Source organism: Nocardioides korecus (assembly GCF_054778395.1).
Genome location: NZ_BAAGZO010000003.1, coordinates 1 through 25654 on the forward strand (window position 1 = coordinate 1; position 25654 = coordinate 25654).

General features: G+C 73.5%; 23 protein-coding genes and 1 pseudogene. 15 read left to right on the forward strand and 9 right to left on the reverse strand.

Annotation, left to right across the window (positions count from 1 at the left end):
* From infB to ACYVDA_RS06265, 4 genes and pseudogenes are all read left to right on the forward strand, one after another.
* Positions 1-2535: pseudogene (infB, locus tag ACYVDA_RS06250) on the forward strand (translation initiation factor IF-2); the annotation flags it as partial.
* Positions 2536-2677: 142 nt separating this feature from the next.
* On the forward strand, positions 2678-3157 hold the full coding sequence (gene rbfA / locus ACYVDA_RS06255; protein ID WP_460816146.1) for a 30S ribosome-binding factor RbfA: 480 nt from the start codon (positions 2678-2680) through the stop codon (positions 3155-3157).
* Positions 3154-4056, forward strand: coding sequence for a tRNA pseudouridine(55) synthase TruB (truB, locus tag ACYVDA_RS06260; RefSeq protein ID WP_460816148.1), 903 nt, complete (start codon positions 3154-3156; stop codon positions 4054-4056). The genes rbfA and truB overlap by 4 nt, the downstream gene beginning before the upstream one ends.
* Positions 4057-4175: 119 nt before the next feature.
* Positions 4176-5138, forward strand: coding sequence for a bifunctional riboflavin kinase/FAD synthetase (locus ACYVDA_RS06265; protein WP_460816150.1), 963 nt, complete (start codon positions 4176-4178; stop codon positions 5136-5138).
* On the opposite strand, the gene ACYVDA_RS06270 is transcribed toward ACYVDA_RS06265, so the two are convergent.
* Complete coding sequence (locus ACYVDA_RS06270) at positions 5135-5740, reverse strand: hypothetical protein (RefSeq protein ID WP_460816152.1); 606 nt, start codon at positions 5738-5740, stop codon at positions 5135-5137. The two genes, ACYVDA_RS06265 and ACYVDA_RS06270, sit on opposite strands and share 4 nt — an antisense overlap.
* Before the next feature lie 259 nt (positions 5741-5999).
* Here ACYVDA_RS06270 and ACYVDA_RS06275 point away from each other — a divergent pair, with 259 nt between their 5' ends.
* Positions 6000-6578 (forward strand): TMEM165/GDT1 family protein, encoded by a 579-nt coding sequence (locus ACYVDA_RS06275; protein ID WP_460816154.1) that lies wholly within the window; start codon positions 6000-6002, stop codon positions 6576-6578.
* Positions 6579-6653: 75 nt separating this feature from the next.
* Here ACYVDA_RS06275 and ACYVDA_RS06280 read toward each other — a convergent pair whose 3' ends face one another.
* Both ACYVDA_RS06280 and ACYVDA_RS06285 read right to left on the reverse strand, forming a co-directional pair.
* Positions 6654-8534 (reverse strand): alpha-amylase family glycosyl hydrolase, encoded by a 1881-nt coding sequence (locus ACYVDA_RS06280; RefSeq protein ID WP_460816157.1) that lies wholly within the window; start codon positions 8532-8534, stop codon positions 6654-6656.
* On the reverse strand, positions 8531-10726 hold the full coding sequence (locus ACYVDA_RS06285) for a molybdopterin-dependent oxidoreductase (RefSeq protein ID WP_460816159.1): 2196 nt from the start codon (positions 10724-10726) through the stop codon (positions 8531-8533). Before ACYVDA_RS06285 ends, ACYVDA_RS06280 begins: the two co-directional genes overlap by 4 nt.
* Positions 10727-10868: 142 nt before the next feature.
* On the opposite strand from ACYVDA_RS06285, the gene ACYVDA_RS06290 reads away from it, so the two are divergent.
* From ACYVDA_RS06290 to ACYVDA_RS06315, 6 genes are all read left to right on the forward strand, one after another.
* Complete coding sequence (locus ACYVDA_RS06290; protein WP_460816161.1) at positions 10869-11984, forward strand: NDMA-dependent alcohol dehydrogenase; 1116 nt, start codon at positions 10869-10871, stop codon at positions 11982-11984.
* On the forward strand, positions 11981-12928 hold the full coding sequence (locus tag ACYVDA_RS06295; protein ID WP_460816164.1) for an AAA family ATPase: 948 nt from the start codon (positions 11981-11983) through the stop codon (positions 12926-12928). The genes ACYVDA_RS06290 and ACYVDA_RS06295 overlap by 4 nt, the downstream gene beginning before the upstream one ends.
* A 197-nt stretch (positions 12929-13125) precedes the next feature.
* On the forward strand, positions 13126-13881 hold the full coding sequence (locus ACYVDA_RS06300; protein WP_460816166.1) for a vWA domain-containing protein: 756 nt from the start codon (positions 13126-13128) through the stop codon (positions 13879-13881).
* 176 nt (positions 13882-14057) lie between these two features.
* Positions 14058-14333, forward strand: a complete 276-nt coding sequence (gene rpsO, locus ACYVDA_RS06305; RefSeq protein ID WP_460816169.1) for a 30S ribosomal protein S15 — start codon at positions 14058-14060, stop codon at positions 14331-14333.
* 205 nt (positions 14334-14538) lie between these two features.
* Positions 14539-16776: a polyribonucleotide nucleotidyltransferase gene (locus ACYVDA_RS06310; RefSeq protein WP_460816171.1), complete on the forward strand. Its 2238-nt coding sequence runs from the start codon at positions 14539-14541 to the stop codon at positions 16774-16776.
* Positions 16777-16789: 13 nt separating this feature from the next.
* The gene (locus ACYVDA_RS06315; RefSeq protein WP_460816174.1) at positions 16790-18046 is read left to right on the forward strand and encodes a M16 family metallopeptidase; all 1257 of its coding nucleotides are present in this window, start codon (positions 16790-16792) and stop codon (positions 18044-18046) included.
* Between the two features lie 13 nt (positions 18047-18059).
* On the opposite strand, the gene ACYVDA_RS06320 is transcribed toward ACYVDA_RS06315, so the two are convergent.
* On the reverse strand, positions 18060-18464 hold the full coding sequence (locus ACYVDA_RS06320; RefSeq protein ID WP_460816176.1) for a VOC family protein: 405 nt from the start codon (positions 18462-18464) through the stop codon (positions 18060-18062).
* A gap of 95 nt (positions 18465-18559) precedes the next feature.
* On the opposite strand from ACYVDA_RS06320, the gene dapB reads away from it, so the two are divergent.
* On the forward strand, positions 18560-19306 hold the full coding sequence (dapB, locus tag ACYVDA_RS06325; protein WP_460816178.1) for a 4-hydroxy-tetrahydrodipicolinate reductase: 747 nt from the start codon (positions 18560-18562) through the stop codon (positions 19304-19306).
* Between the two features lie 164 nt (positions 19307-19470).
* Complete coding sequence (locus ACYVDA_RS06330; protein ID WP_460816180.1) at positions 19471-21066, forward strand: M4 family metallopeptidase; 1596 nt, start codon at positions 19471-19473, stop codon at positions 21064-21066.
* A 162-nt stretch (positions 21067-21228) separates the two neighbouring features.
* Here ACYVDA_RS06330 and ACYVDA_RS06335 read toward each other — a convergent pair whose 3' ends face one another.
* Genes ACYVDA_RS06335 through ACYVDA_RS06350 form a run of 4 tightly spaced genes read right to left on the reverse strand, consistent with a single transcriptional unit; the run spans position 21229 to position 23869 of the window.
* The gene (locus ACYVDA_RS06335; RefSeq protein ID WP_460816182.1) at positions 21229-21555 is read right to left on the reverse strand and encodes an AzlD domain-containing protein; all 327 of its coding nucleotides are present in this window, start codon (positions 21553-21555) and stop codon (positions 21229-21231) included.
* Entirely contained in the window at positions 21552-22259 is a 708-nt protein-coding gene (locus tag ACYVDA_RS06340) for an AzlC family ABC transporter permease (RefSeq protein ID WP_460816184.1), read from the reverse strand. Before ACYVDA_RS06340 ends, ACYVDA_RS06335 begins: the two co-directional genes overlap by 4 nt.
* A gap of 8 nt (positions 22260-22267) precedes the next feature.
* On the reverse strand, positions 22268-22915 hold the full coding sequence (locus ACYVDA_RS06345) for a GNAT family N-acetyltransferase (RefSeq protein ID WP_460816186.1): 648 nt from the start codon (positions 22913-22915) through the stop codon (positions 22268-22270).
* 36 nt (positions 22916-22951) lie between these two features.
* On the reverse strand, positions 22952-23869 hold the full coding sequence (locus tag ACYVDA_RS06350; RefSeq protein ID WP_460816188.1) for a hypothetical protein: 918 nt from the start codon (positions 23867-23869) through the stop codon (positions 22952-22954).
* 18 nt (positions 23870-23887) lie between these two features.
* Here ACYVDA_RS06350 and ACYVDA_RS06355 point away from each other — a divergent pair, with 18 nt between their 5' ends.
* A complete protein-coding gene (locus ACYVDA_RS06355) occupies positions 23888-24700 on the forward strand; it encodes a thymidylate synthase (RefSeq protein ID WP_460816190.1) in 813 nt (270 codons plus the stop codon).
* On the forward strand, positions 24690-25184 hold the full coding sequence (locus ACYVDA_RS06360) for a dihydrofolate reductase (RefSeq protein ID WP_460816192.1): 495 nt from the start codon (positions 24690-24692) through the stop codon (positions 25182-25184). Before ACYVDA_RS06355 ends, ACYVDA_RS06360 begins: the two co-directional genes overlap by 11 nt.
* Position 25185: 1 nt before the next feature.
* Here ACYVDA_RS06360 and ACYVDA_RS06365 read toward each other — a convergent pair whose 3' ends face one another.
* On the reverse strand, positions 25186-25638 hold the full coding sequence (locus tag ACYVDA_RS06365) for a TM2 domain-containing protein (RefSeq protein ID WP_460816194.1): 453 nt from the start codon (positions 25636-25638) through the stop codon (positions 25186-25188).
* Between the last annotated feature and the right edge of the window lie 16 nt (positions 25639-25654).

Below are 25654 nucleotides of genomic sequence, written 5' to 3' on the forward strand. Positions count from 1 at the left end.
CAGGCCGCCCCGGCCGAGCCCGAGCCGACGGAGCAGCCCGAGCGGTCGGCCCCGGCCGCCGAGTCGGCGCGCCCGTCCGGTCAGGACACCGCGGCCCGTCCCGGCCCGCGCCAGCCCGAGGCCCCCCAGGACGAGGCCCCGGCCGCGTCCGCGTCGCCGTCCGGCGGCTCGGGCTTCAAGCCCGGTCCGCGCCCGGCCCGTCCCGGCGCACCGCGCCCGGGCAACAACCCGTTCTCCTCGACCCAGGGGATGGGCCGTCGTCCCTCGGCCCCGCAGCCCGGTGGCGCCGGTGCGCCCGCCGGTGGCGGCACGAGCAGCGACCAGCGCCCGCCCCGTCCGCCGGCCTCCCGCGACGGCATGCCGCGCCCCAACCCGGCGATGATGCCGAAGTCCCCGTCGGCCTTCAGCCCCGGCGGCGGTCGTCCCGGCGGTCCCGGTGCCCGCCCCGGTGGTCCCGGTGGCCCCGGTGCGCGTGGCGGCGCCCCCGCCCGCGGCGGAGCGCCGCGCGGCGGCGGCTTCAACGCCCCTCCCGGTGGTGGCCTCGGTGGTCCCCCCACGGGTGGCCGTCCCGGCGGTCCGGGTCGTGGCCGTCCCGGCCAGCGCGGCACCACGCAGGGCGCCTTCGGTCGTCCCGGCGGGCCCTCGCGCCGCGGTCGCAAGAGCAAGCGCGCCCGTCGTCAGGAGTTCGAGGCCATGCAGGCCCCGACCATCGGCGGCGTGCGGGTCCGCAAGGGCGACGGCGAGACCGTGCGCCTGGCCCGCGGTGCCTCGCTGACCGACTTCGCCGAGAAGATCGGCGTCGACGCGGCCTCGCTCGTGCAGATGCTGTTCCACCTCGGTGAGATGGTCACCGCGACCGAGTCGGTCAACGAGGACACCCTGCAGCTGATCGGCGACGAGCTGAACTACGTCGTGCAGGTCGTCTCCCCCGAGGACGAGGACCGCGAGCTGCTCGACTCCTTCGACGTGCAGTTCGGCTCCGACGAGGGCGACGACGACATGCTGGAGGCGCGGCCCCCCGTCGTCACCGTCATGGGTCACGTCGACCACGGAAAGACCAAGCTGCTCGACGCGCTGCGCAGCGCCAACGTCGTCGACAAGGAGGCCGGTGGCATCACCCAGCACATCGGTGCCTACCAGGTCGCGGCCGAGGTCGACGGGGACGAGCGGTACATCACCCTCATCGACACCCCCGGTCACGAGGCGTTCACCGCCATGCGTGCCCGTGGTGCCCAGGCGACCGACATCGCGATCCTCGTGGTCGCGGCCGACGACGGCGTCATGCCGCAGACGGTCGAGGCGCTCAACCACGCGAAGGCCGCCAACGTGCCGATCGTGGTCGCGGTCAACAAGATCGACGTCCCGGCCGCCGACCCCACCAAGGTGCGTGGCCAGCTCAGCGAGTACGGCCTGGTCCCCGAGGAGTACGGCGGCGACACCATGTTCGTCGACGTCTCCGCCCGGGAGCAGCTCAACCTCGACAACCTGCTCGAGGCCGTCGTGCTGACCGCGGACGCCTCGCTGGACCTGCGCGCCAACCCCGAGCAGGACGCCCAGGGCCTGGTCGTCGAGGCCCACCTCGACCGTGGCCGCGGCCCCGTCGCCACGATCCTGGTCCAGCGCGGCACGCTGCGCGTCGGTGACTCGATCGTGGCCGGACCGGCCCACGGCCGCGTCCGGGCGATGCTCGACGAGCACGGCGACAACATCGAGGAGGCCTACCCCTCGCGTCCCGCCATGGTGCTCGGCCTCTCCGGTGTCCCCGGTGCGGGTCAGAACTTCATCGTGGTCGAGGACGACCGGATGGCCCGCCAGATCGCCGAGAAGCGCGAGGCCCGCGAGCGGGCGGCCATGCAGGCCAAGCGTCGCGTGCGCCGCAGCCTCGAGGACTTCATGGCCTCGATGGAGAAGGGCAAGAGCCAGGAGCTCAACCTGATCCTCAAGGGCGACGTGTCCGGTTCGGTCGAGGCCCTCGAGGACTCGCTGGCCGCGATCGACGTGGGCGACGAGGTGTCGCTGCGCGTCATCGACCGCGGTGTCGGTGCGATCACCGAGACCAACGTCGACCTGGCCGCGGCCTCCGACGCGATCATCATCGGGTTCAACGTCCGCCCCCAGGGCAAGGCGACCGAGATGGCCGACCGCGAGGGCGTCGAGATCCGCTACTACTCGGTGATCTACCAGGCCATCGAGGAGATCGAGGCGGCGCTCAAGGGCCTGCTCAAGCCGGAGTACGAGGAGTCGACCCTGGGCCAGGCGGAGATCCGTGCGATCTTCCGCAGCTCCAAGATCGGCAACATCGCAGGCTGCATGGTCACCGCCGGTGTCCTGCGACGCAACGCCAAGGTGCGCCTGATCCGTGACGGGTCGGTCGTGGCGGACAACCTCGACCTGGCCTCGCTCAAGCGCGAGAAGGACGACGCGTCCGAGGTCCGCGAGGGCTTCGAGTGCGGTCTGGTCCTGCGCGGCTTCAACGACATCAAGGAGGGCGACATCGTCGAGGCCTTCGAGATGAAGGAGATCCCGCGGGCCTGAGGCCGTGCGTGGTGGGGGGCGTCGGCGGTCGCCGGCGCCCCCCGCTCCCGTTCCACCCAGGCTCCTGTCCCACCCGAGCCGGCCCAGCACGACCGGGCCCGCTCGGACCACCGCTCCACCGACGCAGAAGTGAGACCCCGCGATGCCCAGTCCCCGTGTCCGCAAGATCGCCGACCGGATCCAGGTGATCGTCGCCGAGATGCTCGAGCGCCGCGTCAAGGACCCGCGCCTGGGCTTCGTCACCATCACCGACGTCCGCGTCTCCGGTGACGCCCAGCAGGCCACCGTGTTCTACACCGTCCTGGGCTCGACCGGCCAGCACGACGCCGCGGACCTCGACGGCACCGCTGCCGCGCTGGCTTCGGCCAAGGGCCTGATCCGCTCCGAGGTCGGCAAGCAGCTGGGGATGCGGCACGTGCCGACCCTGGAGTTCGTGCACGACGCGCTGCCCGAGACCGCCCGCCAGATCGACGACCTGCTCGAGCGGGTCCGCGCCGCCGACGCGGCGAAGGGCCCGACCGACGGCACCGCGGCGTACGCCGGCGAGGCCGACCCCTACAAGAAGCCTCGCGAGATCCCCGACGAGTCCGACGAGGCCGACGAGCAGGCCGACCCCGCGTGAGCGGAGCCCCCCGCTCCACGGGCGTGCCCAGCGGGCTGGTCGTCGTCGACAAGCCCGGCGGGCTGACCTCCCACGACGTCGTCTCCCGGGTGCGGCGGCTGGCCGGCACCCGCAAGGTCGGGCACGCAGGCACCCTGGACCCGATGGCGACCGGTGTCCTGGTGCTGGGCGTCGAGCGGGCGACCCGCCTGCTCGGCCACCTCCTGGTCACCGACAAGGTCTACGAGGCCACGATCCGGCTGGGGCAGAGCACCACGACCGACGACGCCGAGGGCGAGGTCGTCGCGACCGCCTCGGTCGCGGAGGTCACCGAGCAGCAGGTGCGCGACGCGCTGGCCGCCTTCGTGGGCGAGATCGACCAGATCCCCTCGACCGTGTCGGCCATCAAGGTCGACGGCCGCCGCGCCTACGAGCGGGTGCGGGCGGGCGAGGAGGTCGAGCTCGCGTCGCGCCGGGTCCGGATCAGCGCCCTGGAGGTCCGCGAGGTGCGGGGTCCGGACGTGGACGTCGTCGTGCACTGCTCGAGCGGCACCTACATCCGGGCGATCGCCCGCGACCTGGGCTCCGCCCTGGGGGTGGGGGGTCACCTGACGGCCCTGCGCCGCACGGCCGTCGGCGCCTTCGGCCTCGACCGCGCCCGCACCCTGGAGCAGCTGGCCGACGACGTCGCCCTGGTCCCGATCGCCGTGGCGGCCCGCGAGACCTTCGCCTGCGTCGACCTCGACGAGGCGGCGGCGACCGACGTCCGGTTCGGGCGCCGGCTCGAGCGCGACCTGGCCGCGGAGGCCGGGGTCGCCGCGGGGGGACCCCCGGTGGCGGTGTTCGCCCCCGACGGGGAGTTCCTCGCGCTCTACGAGCAGTCCGGACCGCTGGCCAAGGCCGTCGCCGTCTTCGTCTGACCCCGCGGCCGGTTCGGGGTCCGCCCGAGGTCCGCCCGGGGCCCGCCCGAGGCCCTCGAGGGACGCTCCGGGGGGTGACCCGCGCCGGTGCGTGACCGACCGTGTGGGAGTCTTCGACCGTGCGAACCTGGCGATCCCTCGACGAGGTGCCCGACGACCTCGGACGCACCGTCACCGTCGTGGGCAACTTCGACGGCGTCCACCTGGGTCACCAGCACGTCGTGCGCCGGGCGCGTGAGCTCGCCGACCACCTCGCGGCCGAGACCCCCGGGGAGCGCCTGCCCGTCGTGGCCGTGACCTTCGACCCGCACCCGATGGCGGTGCTGCGTCCCGAGCACGCCCCCACGATGCTGACCACCCCCGAGCGCCGGTGCGAGCTGCTCGCGGCCGCCGGTGTCGACGACGTGCTGGTCGTGCCCTTCTCCCGCGAGGTCGCCGCCTGGACGCCCCAGGAGTTCGTCGACCGGGTCCTGGTGGAGGGTCTCCACGCCCGCGGGGTCGTCGTCGGCGCCAACTTCCGCTTCGGAGCCCGAGCCGCCGGCGACGTCGCCTTCCTGACCGCAGCCGGCCGGGAGGCGGACTTCCTCGCCGAGGGGATCGACCTCGACGGCGGGCCGCAGGTGTGGTCCTCGACGTACGTCCGCACCTGCCTGGCCGCCGGCGACGTCGAGGGTGCCGCCGAGGCGCTGGGGCGTCCGTTCTCCGTCGTCGGGGTGGTCGTGCAGGGGGACCAGCGCGGCCGCGAGCTGGGCTACCCGACGGCCAACGTGCCCGTCACGGGCCTGGCCGCCCCGGCCGACGGCGTCTACGCCGGACGGGTCCGCGTGCGCCAGGGCGCCGGTGCGGGTGGGGAGGCCTGGCCCGCCGCGATCAGCGTCGGCACCAACCCGACCTTCGCCGGGGAGCGCGAGCGCCGGGTCGAGGCCTACGTGCTGGACCGCACCGACCTCGAGCTCTACGGCTGCGAGGTCGAGGTGACCTTCGAGGCGCGCATCCGGGGGATGGTGGCCTACGAGGGCGTCGAGCCGCTGCTGGTGCAGATGGCCGACGACGTGGAGCGCACCCGCCGGCTCCTGTCCTAGGGGGCCGTGCCGATCGAGGTGTCCTCGCGCTGGCGGCGCGTGCGTCGCACGGCCGGGTCCTCGCCGCTCGGCAGCGGGATCTTGATGTCCCACACGCGACCCGACGTCGGGATCGCCCAGTTGCGGATCGCCGCGAGCCGCAGGACCCGGAACGACACGAAGACCAGCGCCGCGGCCGTCGGGATCTCCACGACCACCGCGCTGAGCACGGAGTACAACCGGTCGTGGCCGTGGGCGGTGACCACGTCGAACCAGGCGTCGCAGACCAGCAGCATCGCCGTCGCGAACCCGCTCAGCGCCACCACCTGGCGACGGCGGTAGGCCAGCACGGCCGTCGAGACGACCATGGTGAGGAGCAGCAGGTCGAAGCCGGTCCAGGTCAGGTCCCAGTTGCGGGCCTTGTACTCCCGCGGCAGCGTCAGGACCAGGAAGACGATCCACAGCGCCAGGGCGCCGGCACCCAGCGCGAGCGCCCCGACCCACAGCTCGCGGGCGCGCTGGGCGCGGGGGTGCACGATCTCGTCGGCGGGGCGGGACAGCCGCACGATCAGGTCGCGCCGCTCCTGAGGGGTCAGCGCCGCGATCTCGGCATCGTCGAGCATGCCACCATTCTGCCCTGCCGCTCCAGGGAGGCACGCCTCCCCGTCCGCTAGGGTGGGAGCACGAGAGGGAGTAGTCCCCGATCGCTGCGTCGACATGCTGAGTCCCCGGGTCCGAAGACCCCCGGGGCCTCCGGTGCAGCGGGCCGGCTCCGGTCGGCGGACGAGACTCTCGACCCAGTGACCCATCCCCATGGCGTCCCGCGGTCGAGGGGACGTCGTCCTTCTTCGTCGTGAGGCGTCCGACGAAGGAGGACCCATCGTGTCCGCGTTCCTGCTCAGCACCGCCGTCATCTTCGTCGCCGAGCTCGGCGACAAGTCCCAGCTCATGGCGATGACGTTCGCCGCCCGCTACCGCGCCCGTGACGTCCTGATCGGCATCACCGTGGCGACCGCCGTGGTCCACCTGTTCTCGGTCGGGATCGGGGCGCTGATCGGCACCTCGTTCGCGGAGTACCAGGGCGTGATCTCCGTCGTCGCCGGCGTCGCGTTCCTCGGCTTCGCGCTGTGGACCCTGCGCGGCGACGAGCTCACCGAGGCCGAGGCCGACAAGGCCCGGTCGGCCACCCGCACCGCCCTGGTCGCGGTCGGCGTCGCGTTCTTCCTCGCCGAGCTCGGCGACAAGACCATGCTCGCCACCATCACCCTGGCCACCCAGGAGGGCTGGCTCGGCACCTGGATCGGCAGCACCGTGGGGATGGTGCTGGCCGACGCCCTCGCGATCGTCGTCGGCGCCGCGATGGCCACGAAGCTGCCCGAGAAGGCGATCAAGTACGGCGCCGCCACGTTGTTCGCGATCTTCGGGATCCTGCTGGTGCTCCAGGGCGCCGGGGTCCTCTGAGGTCCGAGGTCGGCGGGGTGGTCCCTGACGAAGTGGGGGTCTCGTGTCCGCTTCGTCCAGCCAGATCGTCAGGGACTACCCGCGCGCGGTCAGCCACGCGGTCTGGTACGGCGCCAGGGACACGGCGTACTGCCAGGTCTGGCCGTACGCCGGGGACTCGCCGGTGAGGTGGTCGACCACGTCCGCGAGGTCCAGTCCGAGCGAGCGCAGCACCTCGCCCGGCACGTGGGCCTCGCGGTCGGTCACGTTGCAGGCCATCAGGAAGGCGCCCAGCGGGTGCCGTCGTGCCACCAGCAGCACCCCGTCGTCGCGGGGGTCGAGCACCTCGGCCGGCACGCTCGCGTGCAGGTGCGGCAGCGTGCGACGTACGCCGAGCAGGTGCCGCAGGTCGGCGCCCACCCCGTGGGTGTCCGGCGGCAGCGGTCGCGGCAGCCGCGGCCGGTGCGCCCACCGGTTGTCCTCGGCGTGGCCCGGCTCGGCGGCCCAGTCGGGGTCGTTGCCCATCCCCAGCTCGTCGCCGGACCACAGCACGGGCAGCCCGCCGAACCCGAGCGCGACCGCGTGGGCGAGCCGCACCCGCGCGGCGCCGTGCGGGTCGCCGGCCTCGAGCCCGGCCAGGGCCGCGGTGGTGCCGGAGATCCGCCGGTCCCCGGTGCGGGGGTTCTCCCCGAACACCAGCCCGCGGGCCCAGGAGCCCGGGAAGGCGCCGGAGTAGAAGTCGGAGAGGAAGGCGCGGTGGGCGGGCCCGTCGAGGCCCACCGCGGCGGCGTCGGCGTCGTCGATCGCCCAGCCGATGTCGTCGTGGCAGCGCACGTAGGTGATCCACGCCGTCGTGCTCGGTGGGGTCCCGAGCTGCTGGAGCGCCCGCGTCGCCAGGCGCACGTCGCGGCTGGCCAGCATCGACCACGTCTGCACCATCAGCGAGTTGTGGTAGGCCAGGTCGCTGACCTTGCCGTGGTGCCGGCCCTGCCCCAGGTAGGCGAGCAGGTCCTGGGGCCCGACGATGGCCTCGGCCTTGAGCAGCAGCGCCGGGGCCGCGATCCGGGCCACGGTGCGCAGCGCCTGGGTCAGGGCGTGCACCTCGGGCTGGTTCTGGCTCGTGGTCCCCAGCCGCTTCCAGGTGAACGCGATCGCGTCCAGACGCAGGACCTCGACGCCGTGGTTGGCCAGGGTCAGCACCAGGTCGGCGTACTCCACCAGGACCGCGGGGTTGGCGAAGTTCACGTCCCACTGGAAGTGGTTGAACGTCGTCCAGACCCAGCCGTCCAGCTCCTCGTCGTGGGTGAAGCTGCCGGGCGCGAGGTCGGGGAACACCTCGGGCATCGTGGCCTCGTAGGCGTCGGGCAGCTCGCGGTCACCGAAGACCAGGAAGTAGTCGCGGTACGCCGCCTCGCCGGCGCGCGCCCGCCGGGCCCACTCGTGCTCGCGGGCGACGTGGTTCAGGACGAGGTCCAGGCACAGGCTGATCCCGCACGACCTCAGCGTGGCGGTCAGCGCTCGGAGGTCCTCGGTCGTCCCCAGGTCCGCGCGCACGGTGCGGTGGTCGGCCACGGCGTACCCGCCGTCGTCGGGGCCCTCGCGCGGGGTCAGCAGCGGCATCAGGTGCAGGTAGCGCACCCCCAGCTCCTGGAGGTACGCCGACCGGTCGGCCACCGCGCGCAGGTCGCCGGCGAAACGCTCGGCGTAGGCCGCGTAGCCGATCGTCTCGGGGCGCTGGAACCAGTCCGGGGCCAGCGAGCGGCGCAGGTCGAGGTCGTGCAGCTCCTCGGACCGGTCCGCGAAGGCCCGGCAGGCCAGGTCGACGAGCCGCTCGCGCACCGGGCCGGTGTCGGGGTAGAGCAGCGCCAGGGCCTCGTCGAGGTCGGGCAGCCAGCGCTCCAGCCGGCGCTCGAGCAGGTGACGACGGTGCTCGGGGAGGTCGGCGAGGACGGTGAGTCCGGGGTCGCGCGGACTCACGCGGGCAGCACCGTCACCGGGACCCCGCTGAAGGCCGCGTTGCCCGACATGTCGAGGCGCTCGGGGTCGGTGAGGTCGTTGATCGAGACGCCTGGGACCCGGCTCGCCGCCTGCGTGCGGGTCCCGTCGACCCGCTCCCCGTCGACCTGGTGGCCGTAGCCGTGGGGCAGCGAGACCACCCCCGGCATCACGTCGGCGGTGGTGACCACCTCGGTGACGACCTCGCCCACCCGGGAGGCGACCCGCACGCGGGCGCCGTCCTCGACGCCGCGCGAGGCGGCGTCGTCGGGGTGCATCAGCAGCTGGTGCCGAGCCTTGCCGCGGGTCAGGCGCGGGGTGTTGTGCATCCAGGAGTTGTTGGTGCGCTGGTGCCGGCGGCCGATCAGCAGCAGCTCGTCACCGCTCGGGGCCGGCTCGTCGAGCCAGGCGTGCAGCCGGGCCAGGTCGGCGACCACCAGCTCGGGCGCCAGGTGGACCAGGCCGTTGCGGGTGCGCAGCCGACCGGGCAGCACCGGCCGCAGCGGGCCGAGGTCGACGCCCTCGGGGTGCCGACGCAGGGCCCCCAGCGTGGTCTTGCGGCCGGCCAGCAGCAGCGCGCCGACCAGCACCGTCGGGCTGGCGGAGAGCGCTGCCCGGTCGGTGAGATCGGCCACGGCGCGCCGCGCCCGTCGGCGTGCGCCGGCCACGGCACCGCCGCCGGAGACGGGAGCAGGGCGCCGGGCCGCGAGCCGCAGCGCCAGGTCGCGGAAGATCTCCCAGTCGTGGCGGGAGCCCTCGGGCTTGGGCACCACGGCGGGGGAGAAGCGGGCGGTGTTGCGCACCGCCAGGGCGTGGAAGACCAGGTCGTAGTGGTCGCGCTCCAGCGCCGAGGCCGGCGGCAGCACGACGGTGGCGTGCCGGGTGGTCTCGTTGAGGTAGAGGTCGATCGCCACGACGTGCTCCAGGTCGGCCATCGCCGCGCTCAGCCCGGCGCCGTCGGGCGTGGAGAGCACGGGGTTGCCCGCGATGGTCACCATCGCGCGCACCTGGCCCTCGCCCGGGGTGGTGATCTCCTCGCGCAGCGCGCTGACCGGGAGCTCGCCGCCGAACTCCGGCAGGCCGCGCACGCGGCTGTGCCAGCGTCCGAAGTGGCCGCGGCCGACGAGGCCGCGCCCGATCAGGTCGATGGCGGGCTCGGTGAACATCACGCCGCCCTCGCGGTCGAGGTTGCCGGTGAGCGCGTTGAGCAGGTGCACCGCCCACTGGCCCAGCGTCCCGAAGCCCTGCGTGGACAGGCCCATCCGGCCGTAGACCGCGGCGCGGTCGGCGGCCGCGAGCTCGCGGGCCAGCCGGCGGATCTCCTCCGCGTCGATGCCGGAGGCCTCGGCCGCCCGCTCGGGGGTCAGGTCGGCCACCGCCGCGCGGACCGCCTCGAGGTCGCGGACGTACGCCGGGGGAGTGGCGAGGTCCTCGGCGAGGATCACGTGCACCATCGCGAGCAGCACGGCCGCGTCGGACCCGGGACGCACGAAGTGGTGCTCGTCGGCGATCCGGGCGGTCTCGGTGCGGCGCGGGTCGAGCACGACCATCCGACCGCCCCGGGCCCGCAGCTCGCGGCGGCGGGCGGGGAAGTCGGGCACGGTCATCAGCGAGCCGTTGGAGGCCATCGGGTTGGCCCCGACGACCAGGAAGAAGTCGGTGCGGTCCAGGTCGGGGACCGGGATCAGCAGCTGGTGGCCGTAGAGCTGCCAGGCCATCAGCTGCGCGGGGAGCTGGTCGACCGAGGTGGCGCTGTAGGTGTTGCGCGTGCGCAGGGTCTTGACCAGCCGGGTGCCGTGGGTCATCGAGCCCAGCGAGTGGACGTTGGGGTTGCCCAGGTAGACCGCGACCGCGTCGCGACCGTGCTCGGCCGCGACCCGGGCCAGCCCGTCGGCGGCGAGGTCGAGCGCCTCGTCCCAGGAGATCTCCTCCCAGGTCGCGTCCGGCCCGCTGCCGACCCGGCGCACGGGCCTGGTCAGGCGGTCGGGGTCGGCCCACACGTCGGCGATGGCCACGCCCTTGGGGCAGACGTGCCCGCGCGACAGCGGGTCGTCGGGGTTGCCGCGCACGTCGGTGACCCGGGTGCCCTCGGGGCCCCGCTCCAGGGTGAGGACCAGGCCGCACATCGCCTCGCACAGGTTGCACGCCGTCAGTCGGGTCTCGGTGTCGGCCATGGCGAGATCCTGCCACGCTCCGGTGGGCCTGGCTCTCGACAAGACTCGTCCGTGTCGTCATTGTGGTGTCACACGTCGGTGTGGTCCGCGTCACATCCCGGAACCACGCCGGTGGCAGTCCCGCCCACTCCCAGGAGGACCCATGAAGACTCGCGCCGCCGTCGTCGTCGAGGCCGGCAAACCCATCGAGATCGAGGAGCTCGAGCTCGACAAGCCCCAGGCTGGGGAGGTGCTGATCCGCTACACCCACGCCGGTCTGTGCCACTCCGACGTCCACGTCGCCCACGGCGACCTCGAGGCCCGGTTGCCGATGGTCCTGGGCCACGAGGGCGCGGGCATCATCGAGGAGGTCGGCCCCGGCGTCACCCGCGTCAAGGTCGGTGACCACGTGGTCTGCTCCTTCATCCCCAACTGCGGCACCTGCCGCTACTGCGCCTCGGGCCAGCAGTCGATCTGCGACATGGGCGCCACGATCCTCGAGGGCTACCTGCCCGGCGAGCACTTCCCCTACAAGGGCAAGCGCGGCGACTACGGCGCCATGTGCATGCTCGGCACCTTCAGCCAGTACGGCGTCATCCACCAGAACTCCTGCGTCCCGGTCGACGACGACCTGCCGCTGGAGAAGGCGGTCCTCGTGGGCTGCGGCGTCCCGACCGGCTGGGGCTCGGCGGTCAACACCGCCAACGTGCGTCCCGGCCAGACCGTCATGGTCTCCGGCGTCGGCGGCATCGGCATCAACGCGGTGCAGGGCGCGCGCTACGCCGGGGCGAAGTACGTCGTGGCCGTCGACCCGCTGGAGAACAAGCGCGAGAAGGCGATGGAGCTGGGCGCCACCCACGCCTTCGCCACCGTCGAGGAGGCCCAGGAGGCGATCACCGACCTGACCCGCGGCCAGATGGCGGACTCCGCGATCCTCACCCCGGGCCTGATGACCTCGGAGATCGTCGCGGGCGGCTTCAACGCCGTCGGCAAGGGCGGCGTGGTCGTGCTGACCGGCCTGAACAAGGTGATGGAGCCCAACATCCAGCTCCCCGGCACCGTGATGACCCTCTACCGCAAGTCCCTCAAGGGCAGCCTGTTCGGTGACTGCAACCCCACCACCGACATCCCCAAGATCCTCGGGCTCTACCAGTCCGGCGACCTCAAGCTCGACGAGATCATCACCCGCACCTACACCCTCGACGAGGTGCAGGAGGGGTACGACGACCTGCTGGCCGGCAAGAACGTGCGCGGCGTGGTCGTCCACGAGCACGCGTGACCGACACCCGTCAGGGGGGTGCGCCGACCGGTTCGACCCGGTCGAGCGTGCCCCCCGTCGTCGACCGCGAGCTGGAGGCCGAGCTGCTCGAGGCCGCCCTGCGCAGCGGGGCCCACGTGGTCCTCGAGGGGCCGCCCGGCACCGGCAAGTCCACGCTGCTGCGCCAGGTCGCCTCGGGTCGCCACGTCGACTTCGTGCTGGTCGAGGGCAACGCCGAGCTGACCCCGGCCCGCCTGGTCGGGCACTTCGACCCGGCGCTGGTCCTGGCCAAGGGCTACCGGCCCGACATCTTCGTCGACGGGCCGCTGCTGGAGGCCATGCGGGCCGGCGGGCTGCTCTACGTCGAGGAGCTCAACCGGATCCCCGAGGAGACCCTCAACGTCCTGCTCACCGTGATGTCCGAGGGCGAGATCACCGTGCCCCGGCTCGGCCGGGTGGTCGCGGACCAGGGGTTCGCCCTGGTCGCGGCGATGAACCCCTACGACGCCGTCGGCACGGCCCGGATCTCCTCGGCGCTCTACGACCGCACCTGCCGGATCGCGATGGGCTACCAGTCCCTCGACGCCGAGCAGGCGATCGTCGCGGGCCGCGCTGTCGAGGTCGACCCCGCCTGGCGGGCGCAGGTCGTGGAGCTCGTGCGCTCCACCCGTGACCACCCCGACGTCCGGGTCGGGTCCTCGGTGCGGGGCGCGCTCGACCTGGTCGCCCTGGGCAGCCAGCTCAGCGCGATGCGCGGGGTGCCGATCGACCACTGGCGCACCGGTCTGGTCGCCGCCCACGCCGCCCTGACCGGTCGGATCAAGCTGCACGAGTCGTGCCGGCGCACCCCCGAGGAGGTCGTCACCGGCCTCTACGAGGACGTCTTCGGCCCCGAGCCCACCGACGACCCCGACGACCCGGGCCGCGACCGCGACGGCGAGGTGGGGTCGCCGGGGGAACGCTGAGGCCGCCCCCCGGGGCGGGCGGCCGAGACACGACAGCGCCCCCGAAGGACCAGCGCTCGCGTCCGCGGTCGACCAACGCGCCGACCACCGGGCGGGCCCAGCTGGACAAGCACCCCCGCTTCGCCGAGCTCTCGCCCGAGGTCGGCGAGCTCGACCTGGCCGCGGTCCAGCAGGCGCTCGAGGACGACCCGGACGACGTGCTGCCGCTGCTGGTGTCGATGTCCTCGGCCACCGACGAGGAGCTCCGGCGGCAGGTGCGGCGCCTGGTCCCTCAGCTGGTCCTGGACCGGGTGCGCGCCGGTACCGCCCGGCGGCGCGGGATCGGGCGTCCGCGGGCGGTGCCGGCCCACCTCGGCGGCGAGCTGGACCTCGACGCCTCGATGGAGGCGGTCGCGGCCTCCCGCGGCGAGGGCCGCCACCCCGCCCTCGACGAGCTCACCGCCCGCGACTGGGGCCGCCCCGAGCTGGCGCTGTGCCTGGTCGTGGACCGGTCGGGCTCGATGTCGGGGACCCGGCTGGCTACCGCGGCGGTGACCGCGGCCGCCTGCCTGCTGCGCTCGCCCGGCGAGCACGCGCTGGTCGCCTTCGCCCGCCACGCCGAGGTGGTCAGCCCGCTGGGCGGCTCGCGCGACCCGGTCGAGGTGGTCACCGACGTCCTGGCCCTGCGCGGGCACGGCATGACCTCGGTGACGGCCGCCCTGGAGGAGGCCCACGCCCAGCTGGCCCGCTCGCGGGCCGCGCGCCGCGTGACCGTGCTGCTCTCGGACTGCCGCTCCACCGACGAGGTCGACCCGACCGCCACGGCGGCGAGCCTGGACGAGCTGGTGATCCTGGCGCCGGCCGAGGACTGCGACGAGGCCCACCACCTGGCCCGCACCAGCGGTGCCCGGATCGGCGAGGTGACCGGGGTGGACGCCGTACCCCTGCTGCTGGAGCGCCTGCTGGGAGCCTGACCCCGACAGAGAGGGTCCGCGTCCCGGCGATTCGGTGTGCGGGCGGCGCGCTGGTAGCCTCGGGGGGTTGCCCGTCACGGGCGACGACGCCGTCATGACGGCCGCGGAACCAGAGTGCCCGGGTGAACAGGCCCCGGCGCGCCGCGCAACGACCACGAGAGAGAAGGCAGCTGACCGTGTCCATCGGTACCGACGCAGAGACCAAGAAGAAGATCATCGCCGAGTACGCCGTCGGCGAGGGCGACACCGGTTCCCCCGAGGTGCAGATCGCGCTCCTCAGCCACCGGATCTCCCACCTCACCGACCACCTCAAGCAGCACAAGCACGACCACCACAGCCGTCGTGGTCTGCTGCTGCTCGTGGGCCAGCGCCGCCGGCTGCTGAACTACCTGAGCAGCACCGACATCGAGCGCTACCGCTCGATCGTCTCGCGCCTCGGCCTGCGCCGCTGACACCCGAACGGCTCACCCTCCGGGGTGGGCCGTTCTGCTAGACACAACTCCATTCACCACCCACACCAGGAACGGTCCGCGAGCCACGCCCCGGTCCTCGGTAGTGGCGGTTCGAGCCCCACGAGGGACTCGAAGCGCCTCGATCGAAGATCGGCTGGAAGATGCGGGTCGCGGATCGTCTCCGCAACGAGAGGGACAACCACTCTTGTCTGACAACATCGCCACCCCTGAGGTCATTGCCGTCGAGACGGTGCTGGACAACGGGACGTTCGGCCAGCGCACCGTCAAGTTCGAGACCGGGCTGCTCGCGCGGCAGGCCGCCGGCGCCGTCACGGCGTACCTCGACGAGGACACCATGTTGCTCTCGGCCACCACGGCCGGGAAGCACCCCAAGGACCACTTCGACTTCTTCCCCCTGACGATCGACGTCGAGGAGCGGATGTACGCCGTGGGCCAGATCCCCGGCTCGTTCTTCCGGTCCGAGGGTCGTCCCGGCGAGGACGCGATCCTCACCTGCCGCCTGATCGACCGCCCGCTGCGCCCGACCTTCAAGAAGGGTCTGCGCAACGAGGTCCAGGTCGTCATCACCGTCCTGGCGCTGGACCCCAACCAGCCCTACGACGTGCTGGCCATCAACGCCGCGTCCGCCTCCACCCAGCTCTCCGGCCTGCCGTTCTCCGGCCCTGTCGGCGGCACCCGCGTCGCCCTCATCGGTGACCAGTGGGTGGCGTTCCCGACCCACGAGCAGCTCGAGCAGGCGACCTTCGACATGGTCGTCGCCGGTCGCGTCACCGACACCGGTGACGTCGCCATCATGATGGTCGAGGCCGAGGCCACCGAGCAGACCTGGGACCTCGTCCGCGGGGGCGCCCAGGCGCCCACCGAGGAGGTCGTGGCCACCGGGCTCGACGCCGCCAAGCCCTTCATCAAGCAGCTGTGCGAGGCCCAGGCCGAGCTGGCCAAGCAGGCCGCCAAGCCGGTCCAGGACTTCCCGATCTTCCTCGACTACGAGGACGACGTGTACGCCGCCGTCGAGTCGGCCGCGAAGGACGACACCGCCGCCGCGCTGACCATCGCCGGCAAGCAGGAGCGCGAGGAGCGCCTCGACGCCGTCAAGGCCGACCTGCTGGAGAAGATCGGGGCCCAGTTCGAGGGCCGCGAGAAGGAGATCGGCGCGGCGTTCCGCTCGCTGAACAAGTCGCTGGTCCGCGAGCGCGTCCTGCGCGACAAGGTCCGCATGGACGGTCGCGGCCTGACCGACATCCGCACCCTCTCGGCCGAGGTCGAGGTCATCCCGCGGGTGCACGGCTCGGCGCTGTTCGAGCGCGGCGAGACCCAGATCCTGGGCGTCACCACGCTGAACATGCTCAAGATGGAGCAGCAGCTCGACACGCTGTCCCCGGAGAAGCACCGCCGCTACATGCACAAGTACGTCTTCCCGCCCTTCTCCACCGGTGAGACCGGCCGCGTGGGCTCGCCCAAGCGTCGCGAGGTCGGCCACGGTGCGCTCGCCCGTCGCGCGCTGCTGCCCGTGCTGCCCACCCGCGAGGAGTTCCCCTACGCGATCCGCCAGCTCTCCGAGGCCATGGGCTCCAACGGCTCCACCTCGATGGGCTCGGTCTGCGCCTCGACCCTGTCGCTGCTCCAGGCCGGTGTCCCGCTGCGTGCGGCCGTCGCCGGCATCGCGATGGGCCTGATCTCGGGCCAGGTCGACGGCAAGGACGAGTTCGTCGCCCTGACCGACATCCTCGGCGCCGAGGACGCGTTCGGCGACATGGACTTCAAGGTCGCCGGCACCAAGGAGTTCGTGACCGCGCTCCAGCTCGACACCAAGCTCGACGGCCTCCCGGCCGAGGTGCTCGCCGGTGCGCTGACCCAGGCCCGCGACGCGCGCCTGGCCATCCTCGAGGTCATGGCCGAGGCCATCGACGGCCCCGAGGAGATGTCGGTCCACGCCCCGCGCATCATCACCGTGAAGGTCCCCGTGGACAAGATCGGCGAGGTCATCGGGCCCAAGGGCAAGGTCATCAACCAGATCCAGGACGACACGGGCGCGACCCTGTCGATCGAGGACGACGGCACCGTCTACATCGGCGCCACCAACGGGGAGGCCGCCGAGGCCGCCCGGTCCGCGGTCAACGCCATCGCCAACCCGACGATGCCCGAGGTCGGCGAGCGCTACCTCGGCACCGTGGTCAAGACGACCAACTTCGGCGCGTTCATCTCGCTGCTGCCCGGCAAGGACGGCCTGCTGCACATCAGCAAGCTGCGCGCCCTCGCCGGTGGCAAGCGGGTCGACAACGTCGAGGACATCGTCTCGGTCGGCCAGAAGCTCCAGGTCGAGATCGGCGAGATCGACGACCGCGGCAAGCTGTCGCTGATCCCGGTCGTCGACGAGGCGGCCGGCGAGGCCTCCTCGGCCGACGAGTCCGACTCCGAGTGATCCGACCCCGGGCGTGAGCACGCTTCCCGACGGCGTGCGCCGGACCGTCCTCCCGGGCGGTCTGCGCGTCGTCACCGAGCACATGCCCGGGGTCCGCTCCGCAGCGGTCGGGGTGTTCGTGCAGGTGGGGTCCCGGGACGAGAGCGACGAGCTGAACGGCGCGTCGCACTTCCTGGAGCACCTCCTGTTCAAGGGCACCCCGACCCGCTCGGCGATGGACATCTCCGCCGCTCTCGACGAGATCGGCGGGGAGTTCAACGCCTACACCGCGCGCGAGTACACCTGCTACCACGCCCGGGTGCTCGACGAGGACCTCCCCGTGGCCCTCGACGTGCTCGGCGACATGCTCACCTCCTCCTCGATCACCCCCGAGGACGTCGAGGCCGAGCGCGAGGTGATCCTCGACGAGATCGCCATGCACGACGACGACCCCGACGACGTCGTGCACAACCTGTTCGCCGAGACGGCCTGGGCCGGCACCCCGCTGGCCCGCCCGATCGCCGGCACCGCCGACTCGATCCGGGCACTGACCCGCGACCAGGTCGACGACTACTACCGCAGCCGCTACCGCGCGGGCACCACGGTGCTCGCGGTGGCCGGCAACGTGGACCACGACGACGTCGTGCGACGGGCCACCCGCGCCTTCGGGCGCCGGGGCTTCCTCGACCACGACGAGGAGCCCGTCGCGCCCCGCGTCGCGGCGGCCCCCCGCACGTTCCTGACCGGGGAGGCCCGCACCTCACGGCCCTTCGAGCAGGTCAACATCGTGCTGGGCGTCCAGGGCCTGACCCGCTCGGACCCCCGCCGCTACGCCCTCGGCGTGCTCAACGCCGGTCTCGGCGGCGGATCGTCCTCCCGGCTGTTCCAGGAGGTGCGCGAGCGTCGCGGCCTGGCGTACTCCGTCTACTCCTTCGGCCTGGGCTACTCCGACGCCGGCATGACCGGCGTCGCCGCCGGCTCGCTGCCCGGCAAGGCCGACGAGCTGCTCACCGTCGTGCGCTCGGAGCTGGCCGCGGTCGCCGAGCACGGGCTCGACGCCGACGAGGTCCGCCGCGGCCAGGGCCAGATGCGCGGCGGTCTGGTGCTGAGCCTGGAGGACAGCGGCTCGCGGATGACCCGGTTGGGCGAGGCCGCGCTGTTCCAGCAGCGGATGCGCTCGGTCGACGAGGTCCTGGGCCTGATCGAGGCCGTGACCGTCGAGGACGTGCACGCCCTGGCCCGCGAGCTCTACACCCAGCCGCAGACCCTGGCCACCGTCGGCCCCGCCTGAGGCGCGCCAGCCCTCAGCCCTCGGTCTCCAGGCACAGGCAGAACGGCCGGCCCGCCGGGTCCAGCAGCACACGCAGGTGGTCGGGGTGCGGCTGGTGCCGGGCCGGCGTCGCGCCCAGCGCGACCGCCTCGGCCGTCGCCTCCTCCAGGTCGCCGACCTGGAGGTCGAGGTGCATCATCGCCCGCTGGGCGCCCTCGACCCCGGGCCAGGTCGGGGGGACGTAGTCCTCGACGGCCATGAACACGTGGAAGACCGCACCCCCGGGTGCGTCCGGCGGCGCGGAGGCCAGCACGGCCGTGCCGGGCTCCTCGTGGACCAGCGGCCAGTCCAGGAGCTCGGAGTAGAACCGGGCCAGCCGCGCCGGGTCCGCCACCTCGACCGCCGTGCCCCACCACATGCCACCCGTGCGCGACTTCATCCGGCGACGCTAGGGGCACACGCACGACCACGGCAAGGACCCGTCGCCCGCAGGTGGTGGCCGCCGCGGGCCCGGCGGGTGACTAGCCTGGCCCCGTGACTCTCAAGGTGGGCGTGCTCGGCGCGCTGGGCAAGGTCGGGAGCGCCGTGTGCGCCGCGGTGGAGGACGAGGACGACCTCGAGCTCGTCGCCCGGGTCGACGCGGGCGACGACCTGCAGACCCTGGTCGAGGCCGGCGCCGAGGTGGTCGTGGACTTCACCCACCCCGACGTCGTGATGGGCAACCTGGAGTTCTGCGTGGAGCACGGCATCCACGCGGTCGTGGGCACCACCGGCTTCGACGACGAGCGGCTGGACACGCTCCGCGGCTGGCTCGCCGACGCGCCGTCGACCGGGGTGCTGGTCGCGCCGAACTTCTCGATCGGGGCCGTGCTGATGATGCGGTTCGCGGCCGAGGCCGCCCGCTTCTACGAGTCGGTCGAGATCGTCGAGCTGCACCACCCCGACAAGGCCGACGCGCCGTCGGGCACCGCACGGCGCACGGCGTCCCTGGTCGCGGCCGCCCGGCGCGACGCCGGCCTCGACCCCGCCCCCGACGCGACCTCCACCTCGCTCGAGGGGGCCCGTGGCGCCAGCGTCGACGGCGTCCCCGTCCACGCCCTGCGCGTGCGCGGCCTGGTCGCCCACCAGGAGGTGCTGCTCGGCGGCGTGGGGGAGACCCTCACGATCCGGCACGACTCGATGGACCGCGCGTCCTTCGCCCCCGGGGTCCTCCGCGCCGTGCGCGCGATCTCCGACCGCCCGGGGCTGACGGTCGGCCTGGAGGAGCTGCTCGACCTCTAGGGCCGAGGCTGCTCGCCCCGCTCGATCGTGCACCGTTGCACGTTCGTGCAACGCAGGTCCGTGAAGGCGCCGAGCTGGTGCCATCGGAGCCTGCGACGGGCACGCTGGAGGGGACCCGGGGGGCGCATGGTCGTCCCCGCTCCCGCCCAGAGTGAAGGATCCACATGCGCACGAGCGTGACGCTCCTCAGTGCAGCAGCGGTGGCCGCGGCGACCGCCGCCGCCGTCACCCCCACCGCCACGGCGGCCCCGTCGGGGTCCCGCGCCGACCGCGCGATCGCCGCGGCCGAGTCGCACGGGGCGGCCAGCCGGTTCGGCGCCGGCCAGGACTTCTCCGCCGCCGGCACCCTCGTGGACGCCGACGGCACGACGCACACCCGCCTGCACCGCACCTACCGCGGGCTGCCGGTCGTCGGCGGCGACCTGGTGGTCCACCAGGCCCGCGACGGTGCCTGGAAGGGCAGCAGCCTGACCCTGGGCACGGCGCCCTCGCTCTCGACCACCCCGGCGGTCAGCAAGGCTGCCGCCGGTGCCGCCGCGCTGGCCCCCAGCCGCGTCACCCGTGCGGTCGCCGGCACGAAGGTCTCCGGCTCGACGCTGGTCGTCGACGCCCTCGGTGCCACGCCCCGGCTGGCCTGGAAGGTCGTCTCCGGCGGCACCCAGGACAACGGCACCCCCAGCCGCCTCGCGACGTACGTCGACGCGGGCACCGGTCGCGTCCTGCGCACCGAGCAGGAGATCGTCAACGTCGACGGCACCGGCAACACGCTCTACAGCGGCACGGTGCCCCTGAGCGTGACCAAGTCGGGCAGCACCTACCAGCTCAAGAACGACGGCGTGCGCGGTGGGACCTACACGACCGACATGAAGAACGCCCAGGACAGCCAGCTCTGCCAGGCCCTCGGCATGGGCTGCAAGGCCGGCACGCTGATCACCAGCCCGACCACCACCTTCGGCAACGGGCTCAACAGCAACCGCGCCACGGCCGGGGCCGACGCGCAGTACGGCTCGAACGAGACCTGGGACTACTACAAGTCGACCTTCAACCGCGACGGCATCTTCGGCACCGGCAAGGGCTCCTACAACCGGGTCCACTACGGCAAGAACTACGTCAACGCCTTCTGGGACGGCACCAAGATGACCTACGGCGACGGCGACGGCGTCTCCTACGGCCCGCTGGTGTCGCTCGACGTCGCCGGCCACGAGATGAGCCACGGCGTCACCGAGAACACCGCCGGCCTGACCTACTCCGGGGAGTCCGGCGGCCTCAACGAGGCCACCAGCGACATCTTCGGCACGATGGTCGAGTTCTACGCCAACAACCCCAAGGACCCGGGCGACTACCTGATCGGCGAGCAGTTCGACCTCGCCAAGCACCAGGGATTCCGCCGGATGGACAACCCGGCCTCCGACGGCCAGTCGCTGAACTGCTGGTCGCCCACCGCCGGCACCGCCGACGTGCACTACTCCTCGGGCATCGGCAACCACTTCTACTACCTGCTCGCCGAGGGCTCCGGGGCCAAGACGATCAACGGCGTGGCGCACAACAGCCCGACCTGCAACGGCTCGACCGTGACCGGCATCGGCCGCGACGCCGCGCAGCGGATCTGGTACCGCGCGCTGACCGTCTACATGACCAGCAACACCAACTACAGCGGTGCTCGCACCGCCACGCTGAACGCCGCCAAGGACCTCTACGGCGCGGGCAGCACGCAGTACAACACGGTCGCCAGCGCCTGGAGCGCGGTGTCCGTGGCCTGAGTCGACGTCACCCCCACGTCGGCCAGGCATCCCCGGGTGGGGAGCTCGTACTGGGCATACGAGCTCCCCACCCATCACCCGTCGGCCCGGCCGGTGCCCCGTCTCGGGCGGCACCGGACGGGCCGCGGTCGTGTCCCGGGTCGACCGCCCGACCCGCGGCGCTCAGACGAGCAGCCGGATCCCCGCGGCGGTCACGGCGGCGGCCAGGACCACCACCAGGAACGGCAGGCGCAGCAGCAGCGCCGCCACGGCGACGCCCAGCCCCGCGAGGCGCGCGTCGACGGCGAGCGCGCCGCCGTGCGCGGTGCGCACGGCGAGCACCTGCACCGCGACCAGCGCCGCGAGCAGGACGACCGGCAGCAGCCCGGCCACACGGCGTACGCCGGGGGAGTCCAGGACGCGCTGCGGCACCGAGACGCCGGCCAGCTTGAGCAGGTAGCAGCCGGCCGCGCAGCCCAGCACGGCCGCCCACGCGCCCACCGGGGTCACGACGCCTCCTCCGGGCCGGTCGGGCGGAGCAGGCCCAGGCCCAGTGCGACGACGGCGGCCGCGAGCACGGGCACGCCGGCCGGGACCAGCGGCACCAGCGCGAGGGCCACCGCGGCGCCCAGCACGGCCGCCACCCGGTGCCGGGCCGCGTCCAGGCGAGGCCAGAGCAGACCGAGGAACGCAGCGCCGACGGCGGCGTCGAGGCCGTAGTCGCGCGGGTCGCCGACGGCGTCGCCCAGCAGCGCACCGGCCAGGGTGGCGAGGTTCCACAGGACGAGGACCGCGAGCCCGGTCGCGTGGAAGCCGGTCCGGGCGAGCACGGGGTCGGACCGGGTGACGGTCATGGCCGTGGACTCGTCGATGACCAGGTGCGCGGCGGCCGCCCGACGCCAACCGCGCAGGCCCAGCCGGGGGGCCACCTGCAGGCCGTAGAGCGTGTTGCGGGTGCCGAGCAGCAGCCCGGACAGGGCGCCCACCAGCGGGCTCCCGCCGGCGGCCACCACGCCGACCAGGGCGAACTGGCTGGCGCCGGTGAAGATCAGCAGGGAGGAGGCGCAGGTCTGGGCGACCGAGAACCCGGCCGCGACCGAGACCGCGCCGAAGGAGATGCCGTAGGCACCGGTCGCCACGCCCACGGCGATCCCGTCCCGGACCACCGAGCGGACGGACTCGCCCTGCTCCTGCCGGGACCGCGCACCCCCCACCCCGGCCCCTAGTCGACGAGGCGGGTGTGCAGCCGCACCTGCTTGACCACGGTGGTGCCGTCGCCGAGCAGGTCGAGCGAGCGGTGTGCCCCGTCGGGGGCCCACCCGGCCCCGGTGAGGAAGGCGCGTCGGGCGTCGTCACCGACCGGCAGCCAGGAGACCGCGACCGTGAAGCGGTCGGCCTCCAGGGTCTCGGCGGCCGCGGTCAGCAGCCGCGAGCCGTGACCGGACCCGCGCTGGTGGGGGTCCACCGTGAGGTCGCTGAGCTCGCCCGTGGCGACCGGGTCGTGGTCGGGGTCGGTGGTGGGGCCGGTGACGACGAAGCCCGTCACCAGGTGGCGCTCCAGGGCGACCAGCACGCGGTGGCGGGCGTCGCCCGGGGCGGCCAGGGCCCGGCGCCAGCCCTCGGCCATGCTCGCGTGGTCCAGGGAGGCCAGCACCTCGGCCGGCAGCAGGTCGGCGTAGGTCTCGCGCCAGGCGCGCACCTGCACCGCGGCCACCGCCTCGGCGTCGTCGGCCCAGGCGACCCGCACCGAGACGTCGGCCGTCGGGCCCGAGGTGCTGCCCCCGGCGGAGGGGCCGTCGGGGGCGGAGGGGTGCCCGTGGTCGGGACGCGTCGCGTCGCGGACGGTCGGGTCGGGCAGGTCCTGGCTCACGCGGACCATCTCAGCACGTGCGGCCGCCCGCACGGCTCACCGGTGCAGGTCACCGGCGCGCTCCCCGTGCGGCCCGGGCGTGCCCGGTGGTGGACCGGACCCCTCCAGGTCCTCGAGCCGGCCCTCGGCACCGCTGAGCACCAGCGCCCCGGCGGTGGCCACCAGGAAGGCCAGCACGGCCACGACCCCGAGGTGCGGCCGGACCCGGTCGGCGAAGAGCAGCACGCCCAGGGCGGCGGGCACGAAGGTCTCCAGGAGCACCATCGGGGCCGTGGCGGCGGTGACCGAGACGCGTTCGAGGGCCACCGACTGGAGCACGAACCCCAGGGTGCCGAACAGGGGCACGGTCAGCGCGGGCAGCAGGACGTGCAGGTCGAGGGTGACGTGCTCGAGGTCGCGGGTGGCGATCGGCGCTCCGGCGTACGCCAGCCCGGCGAGGAGGCCCAGCGCGACGCCCCCGCGGGGGGCGGGCAGGCGCCACGCGAGCAGCCCGCCGACGGCGAGCACGGCCAGGACGACGTACAGCGCGGGGGTGAGGTGACCGACCTGGTGGGAGCGGCCCGGGGCGGCCGCGGAGGCGACCAGGGCCGCGAACCCGAGGACCATCGCGCCGATGGCCCACCAGTGCCGGCGGGCCAGGGGCTCGCGGACGACCCGCGAGGCGGCCAGCGCGGTCACGGCCAACGAGCCGCCGATGGCCATCTGCGCCAGGTAGAGCGGCAGCAGCGAGATCGCGACCAGGTGGAACCCCCACCCGAGCACGTAGCCACCGGTGACGCCCACCATCGGCCACGACACCAGCCCCGACCGGCGCACGACGACCGCCTGGAGCACCGCGGTGGCCCCGAACAGCACGGCGGCGGCCAGGGCCGCGAGCAGGCCGATCAGCACCGACGGCCTGCTGCCGCGGTGTCGTTCCAGCGTGGTCCGGTGCTCACCGCTCCAGCCTGCCACGCGGGTAGGTTGTCGCCCATGCAGGCCTACCTCGACCTCCTCCGCCGGGTCCTCGACGAGGGCGTGGACAAGCCCGACCGCACGGGCACCGGCACGCGCAGCGTCTTCGGCCACCAGATGCGCTTCGACCTGCGCGCGGGCTTCCCCCTGGTGACGACCAAGAAGGTGCACACCCGGTCGGTGTTCGGCGAGCTGCTGTGGTTCGTGCGCGGCGACACCAACGTGCGCTGGCTCCAGGAGCGCGGCATCTCGATCTGGGACGAGTGGGCCGACGCCGACGGCGACCTGGGCCCCGTCTACGGGCACCAGTGGCGCTCGTGGCCCACGCCCGACGGCCGCCACGTCGACCAGCTCGCCGAGGTGGTCGAGCAGCTGCGCCGCGACCCGTCCTCGCGCCGCCACGTGGTCTCGGCGTGGAACGTCGCCGACCTCCCCGACATGGCGCTGGCGCCGTGCCACACGATGTTCCAGTTCTACGTCGCGCCGGGGGTGGACGGGGCGCCCGGGCGGCTGTCGTGCCAGCTCTACCAGCGCTCCGCCGACGTCTTCCTCGGCGTGCCGTTCAACATCGCGTCCTACGCGCTGCTGACCCACATGGTGGCGCAGGTGACGGGGCTCGAGGTCGGCGACTTCGTGCACACCCTGGGCGACGCCCACCTCTACTCCAACCACCTCGAGCAGGCCCGGCTCCAGCTGACCCGCGAGCCGCGGCCGCTGCCCACGCTGCGCCTGGACCCCTCGGTGACCAGCATCGACGGCTTCGACCTCGAGCACCTCGCGGTGGAGGGCTACGACCCCCACCCCGGCATCAAGGCCCCCATTGCCGTCTGAGGCTGCCGCCCGGGTCGTCCTCGTCGCCGCCGTCGCGACCGACGGCACCATCGGCGACGGGCCCGACATCCCCTGGCACGTGCCCGGCGAGCAGGCCTTCTTCAAGCAGCTGACCCTGGGGCACACCCTGCTGATGGGGCGCACCACCTTCGAGTCCATCGGTCGCCCGCTCCCGGGTCGCACGACGGTGGTGCTCACCCGGGACCCCGACTGGCACCACCCCGGCGTCGAGGTGGCCCACGACGTGGCCACGGGGCTGGAGATCGCCCGCTCGCTGCCCGGCGAGGTGATGGTCGCCGGCGGCGCGCAGGTGTACGCCGCCCTGATGCCGCACGCGGGCGAGCAGGTGCTGACCCACGTGCACCTCACGCCCGGCGGCGACGTCCGCTACCCGGCGTACGACGAGGGGGAGTGGCGCGAGGTCCGGCGCGAGGAGGCCGAGCTCTTCCACCGGGTGTGGCTGGAGCGGGCCACGGCGGTGTGAGCTAGGGGAGCGGGCGGCCGTCGGCGTCGGGGACCTTGCGCATCAGCACCAGGACCAGGTCGATCAGGTGCCAGATCCCGCACCCGCCCAGGGTGAGCAGCTTGGCCACGCCCAGGCCGGTGTAGCCGAGGTAGAAGCGGTCCACGCCGAAGGAGCCGAGGAACCACGAGAGCAGGACGGTGGTGAGCCACTCGCGGTGCGAGAACAGCCCCGGCACCTGCTTGGCCTGGAACCAGCCGCCGCCGCGGACGTCGCGCAGCTGGGCGTCGCCCTTCATCTGGCCGGCGACCGCCATCTGCTGGAGCTGGACGTAGCCGTAGGGGCCGTACTCCTGGCCGAGGTGGCCGAGCATGAACTGACCCTCGTGCGGGGCCATCGCCCCACCCTGCGGCTGGCCGGGCTGCTGGCCCCAGGACTGGCCGTACTGGTCGGGAGGCTGCTGGCTCTCGCTCATGGTCGAAGAAGATAGG

Excerpts from the sequence above, each read along its gene's own strand:
- ACYVDA_RS06290 (WP_460816161.1), top strand. The coding sequence starts at position 10,869 with ATGAAGACTCGCGCCGCCGTCGTCGTCGAGGCCGGCAAACCCATCGAG.
- rbfA (WP_460816146.1), top strand. The coding sequence starts at position 2,678 with ATGCCCAGTCCCCGTGTCCGCAAGATCGCCGACCGGATCCAGGTGATC.
- ACYVDA_RS06330 (WP_460816180.1), top strand. The coding sequence starts at position 19,471 with ATGCGCACGAGCGTGACGCTCCTCAGTGCAGCAGCGGTGGCCGCGGCG.
- ACYVDA_RS06285 (WP_460816159.1), bottom strand. The coding sequence starts at position 10,726 with ATGGCCGACACCGAGACCCGACTGACGGCGTGCAACCTGTGCGAGGCG.
- ACYVDA_RS06320 (WP_460816176.1), bottom strand. The coding sequence starts at position 18,464 with ATGAAGTCGCGCACGGGTGGCATGTGGTGGGGCACGGCGGTCGAGGTG.
- ACYVDA_RS06270 (WP_460816152.1), bottom strand. The coding sequence starts at position 5,740 with ATGCTCGACGATGCCGAGATCGCGGCGCTGACCCCTCAGGAGCGGCGC.
- ACYVDA_RS06355 (WP_460816190.1), top strand. The coding sequence starts at position 23,888 with ATGCAGGCCTACCTCGACCTCCTCCGCCGGGTCCTCGACGAGGGCGTG.
- ACYVDA_RS06365 (WP_460816194.1), bottom strand. The coding sequence starts at position 25,638 with ATGAGCGAGAGCCAGCAGCCTCCCGACCAGTACGGCCAGTCCTGGGGC.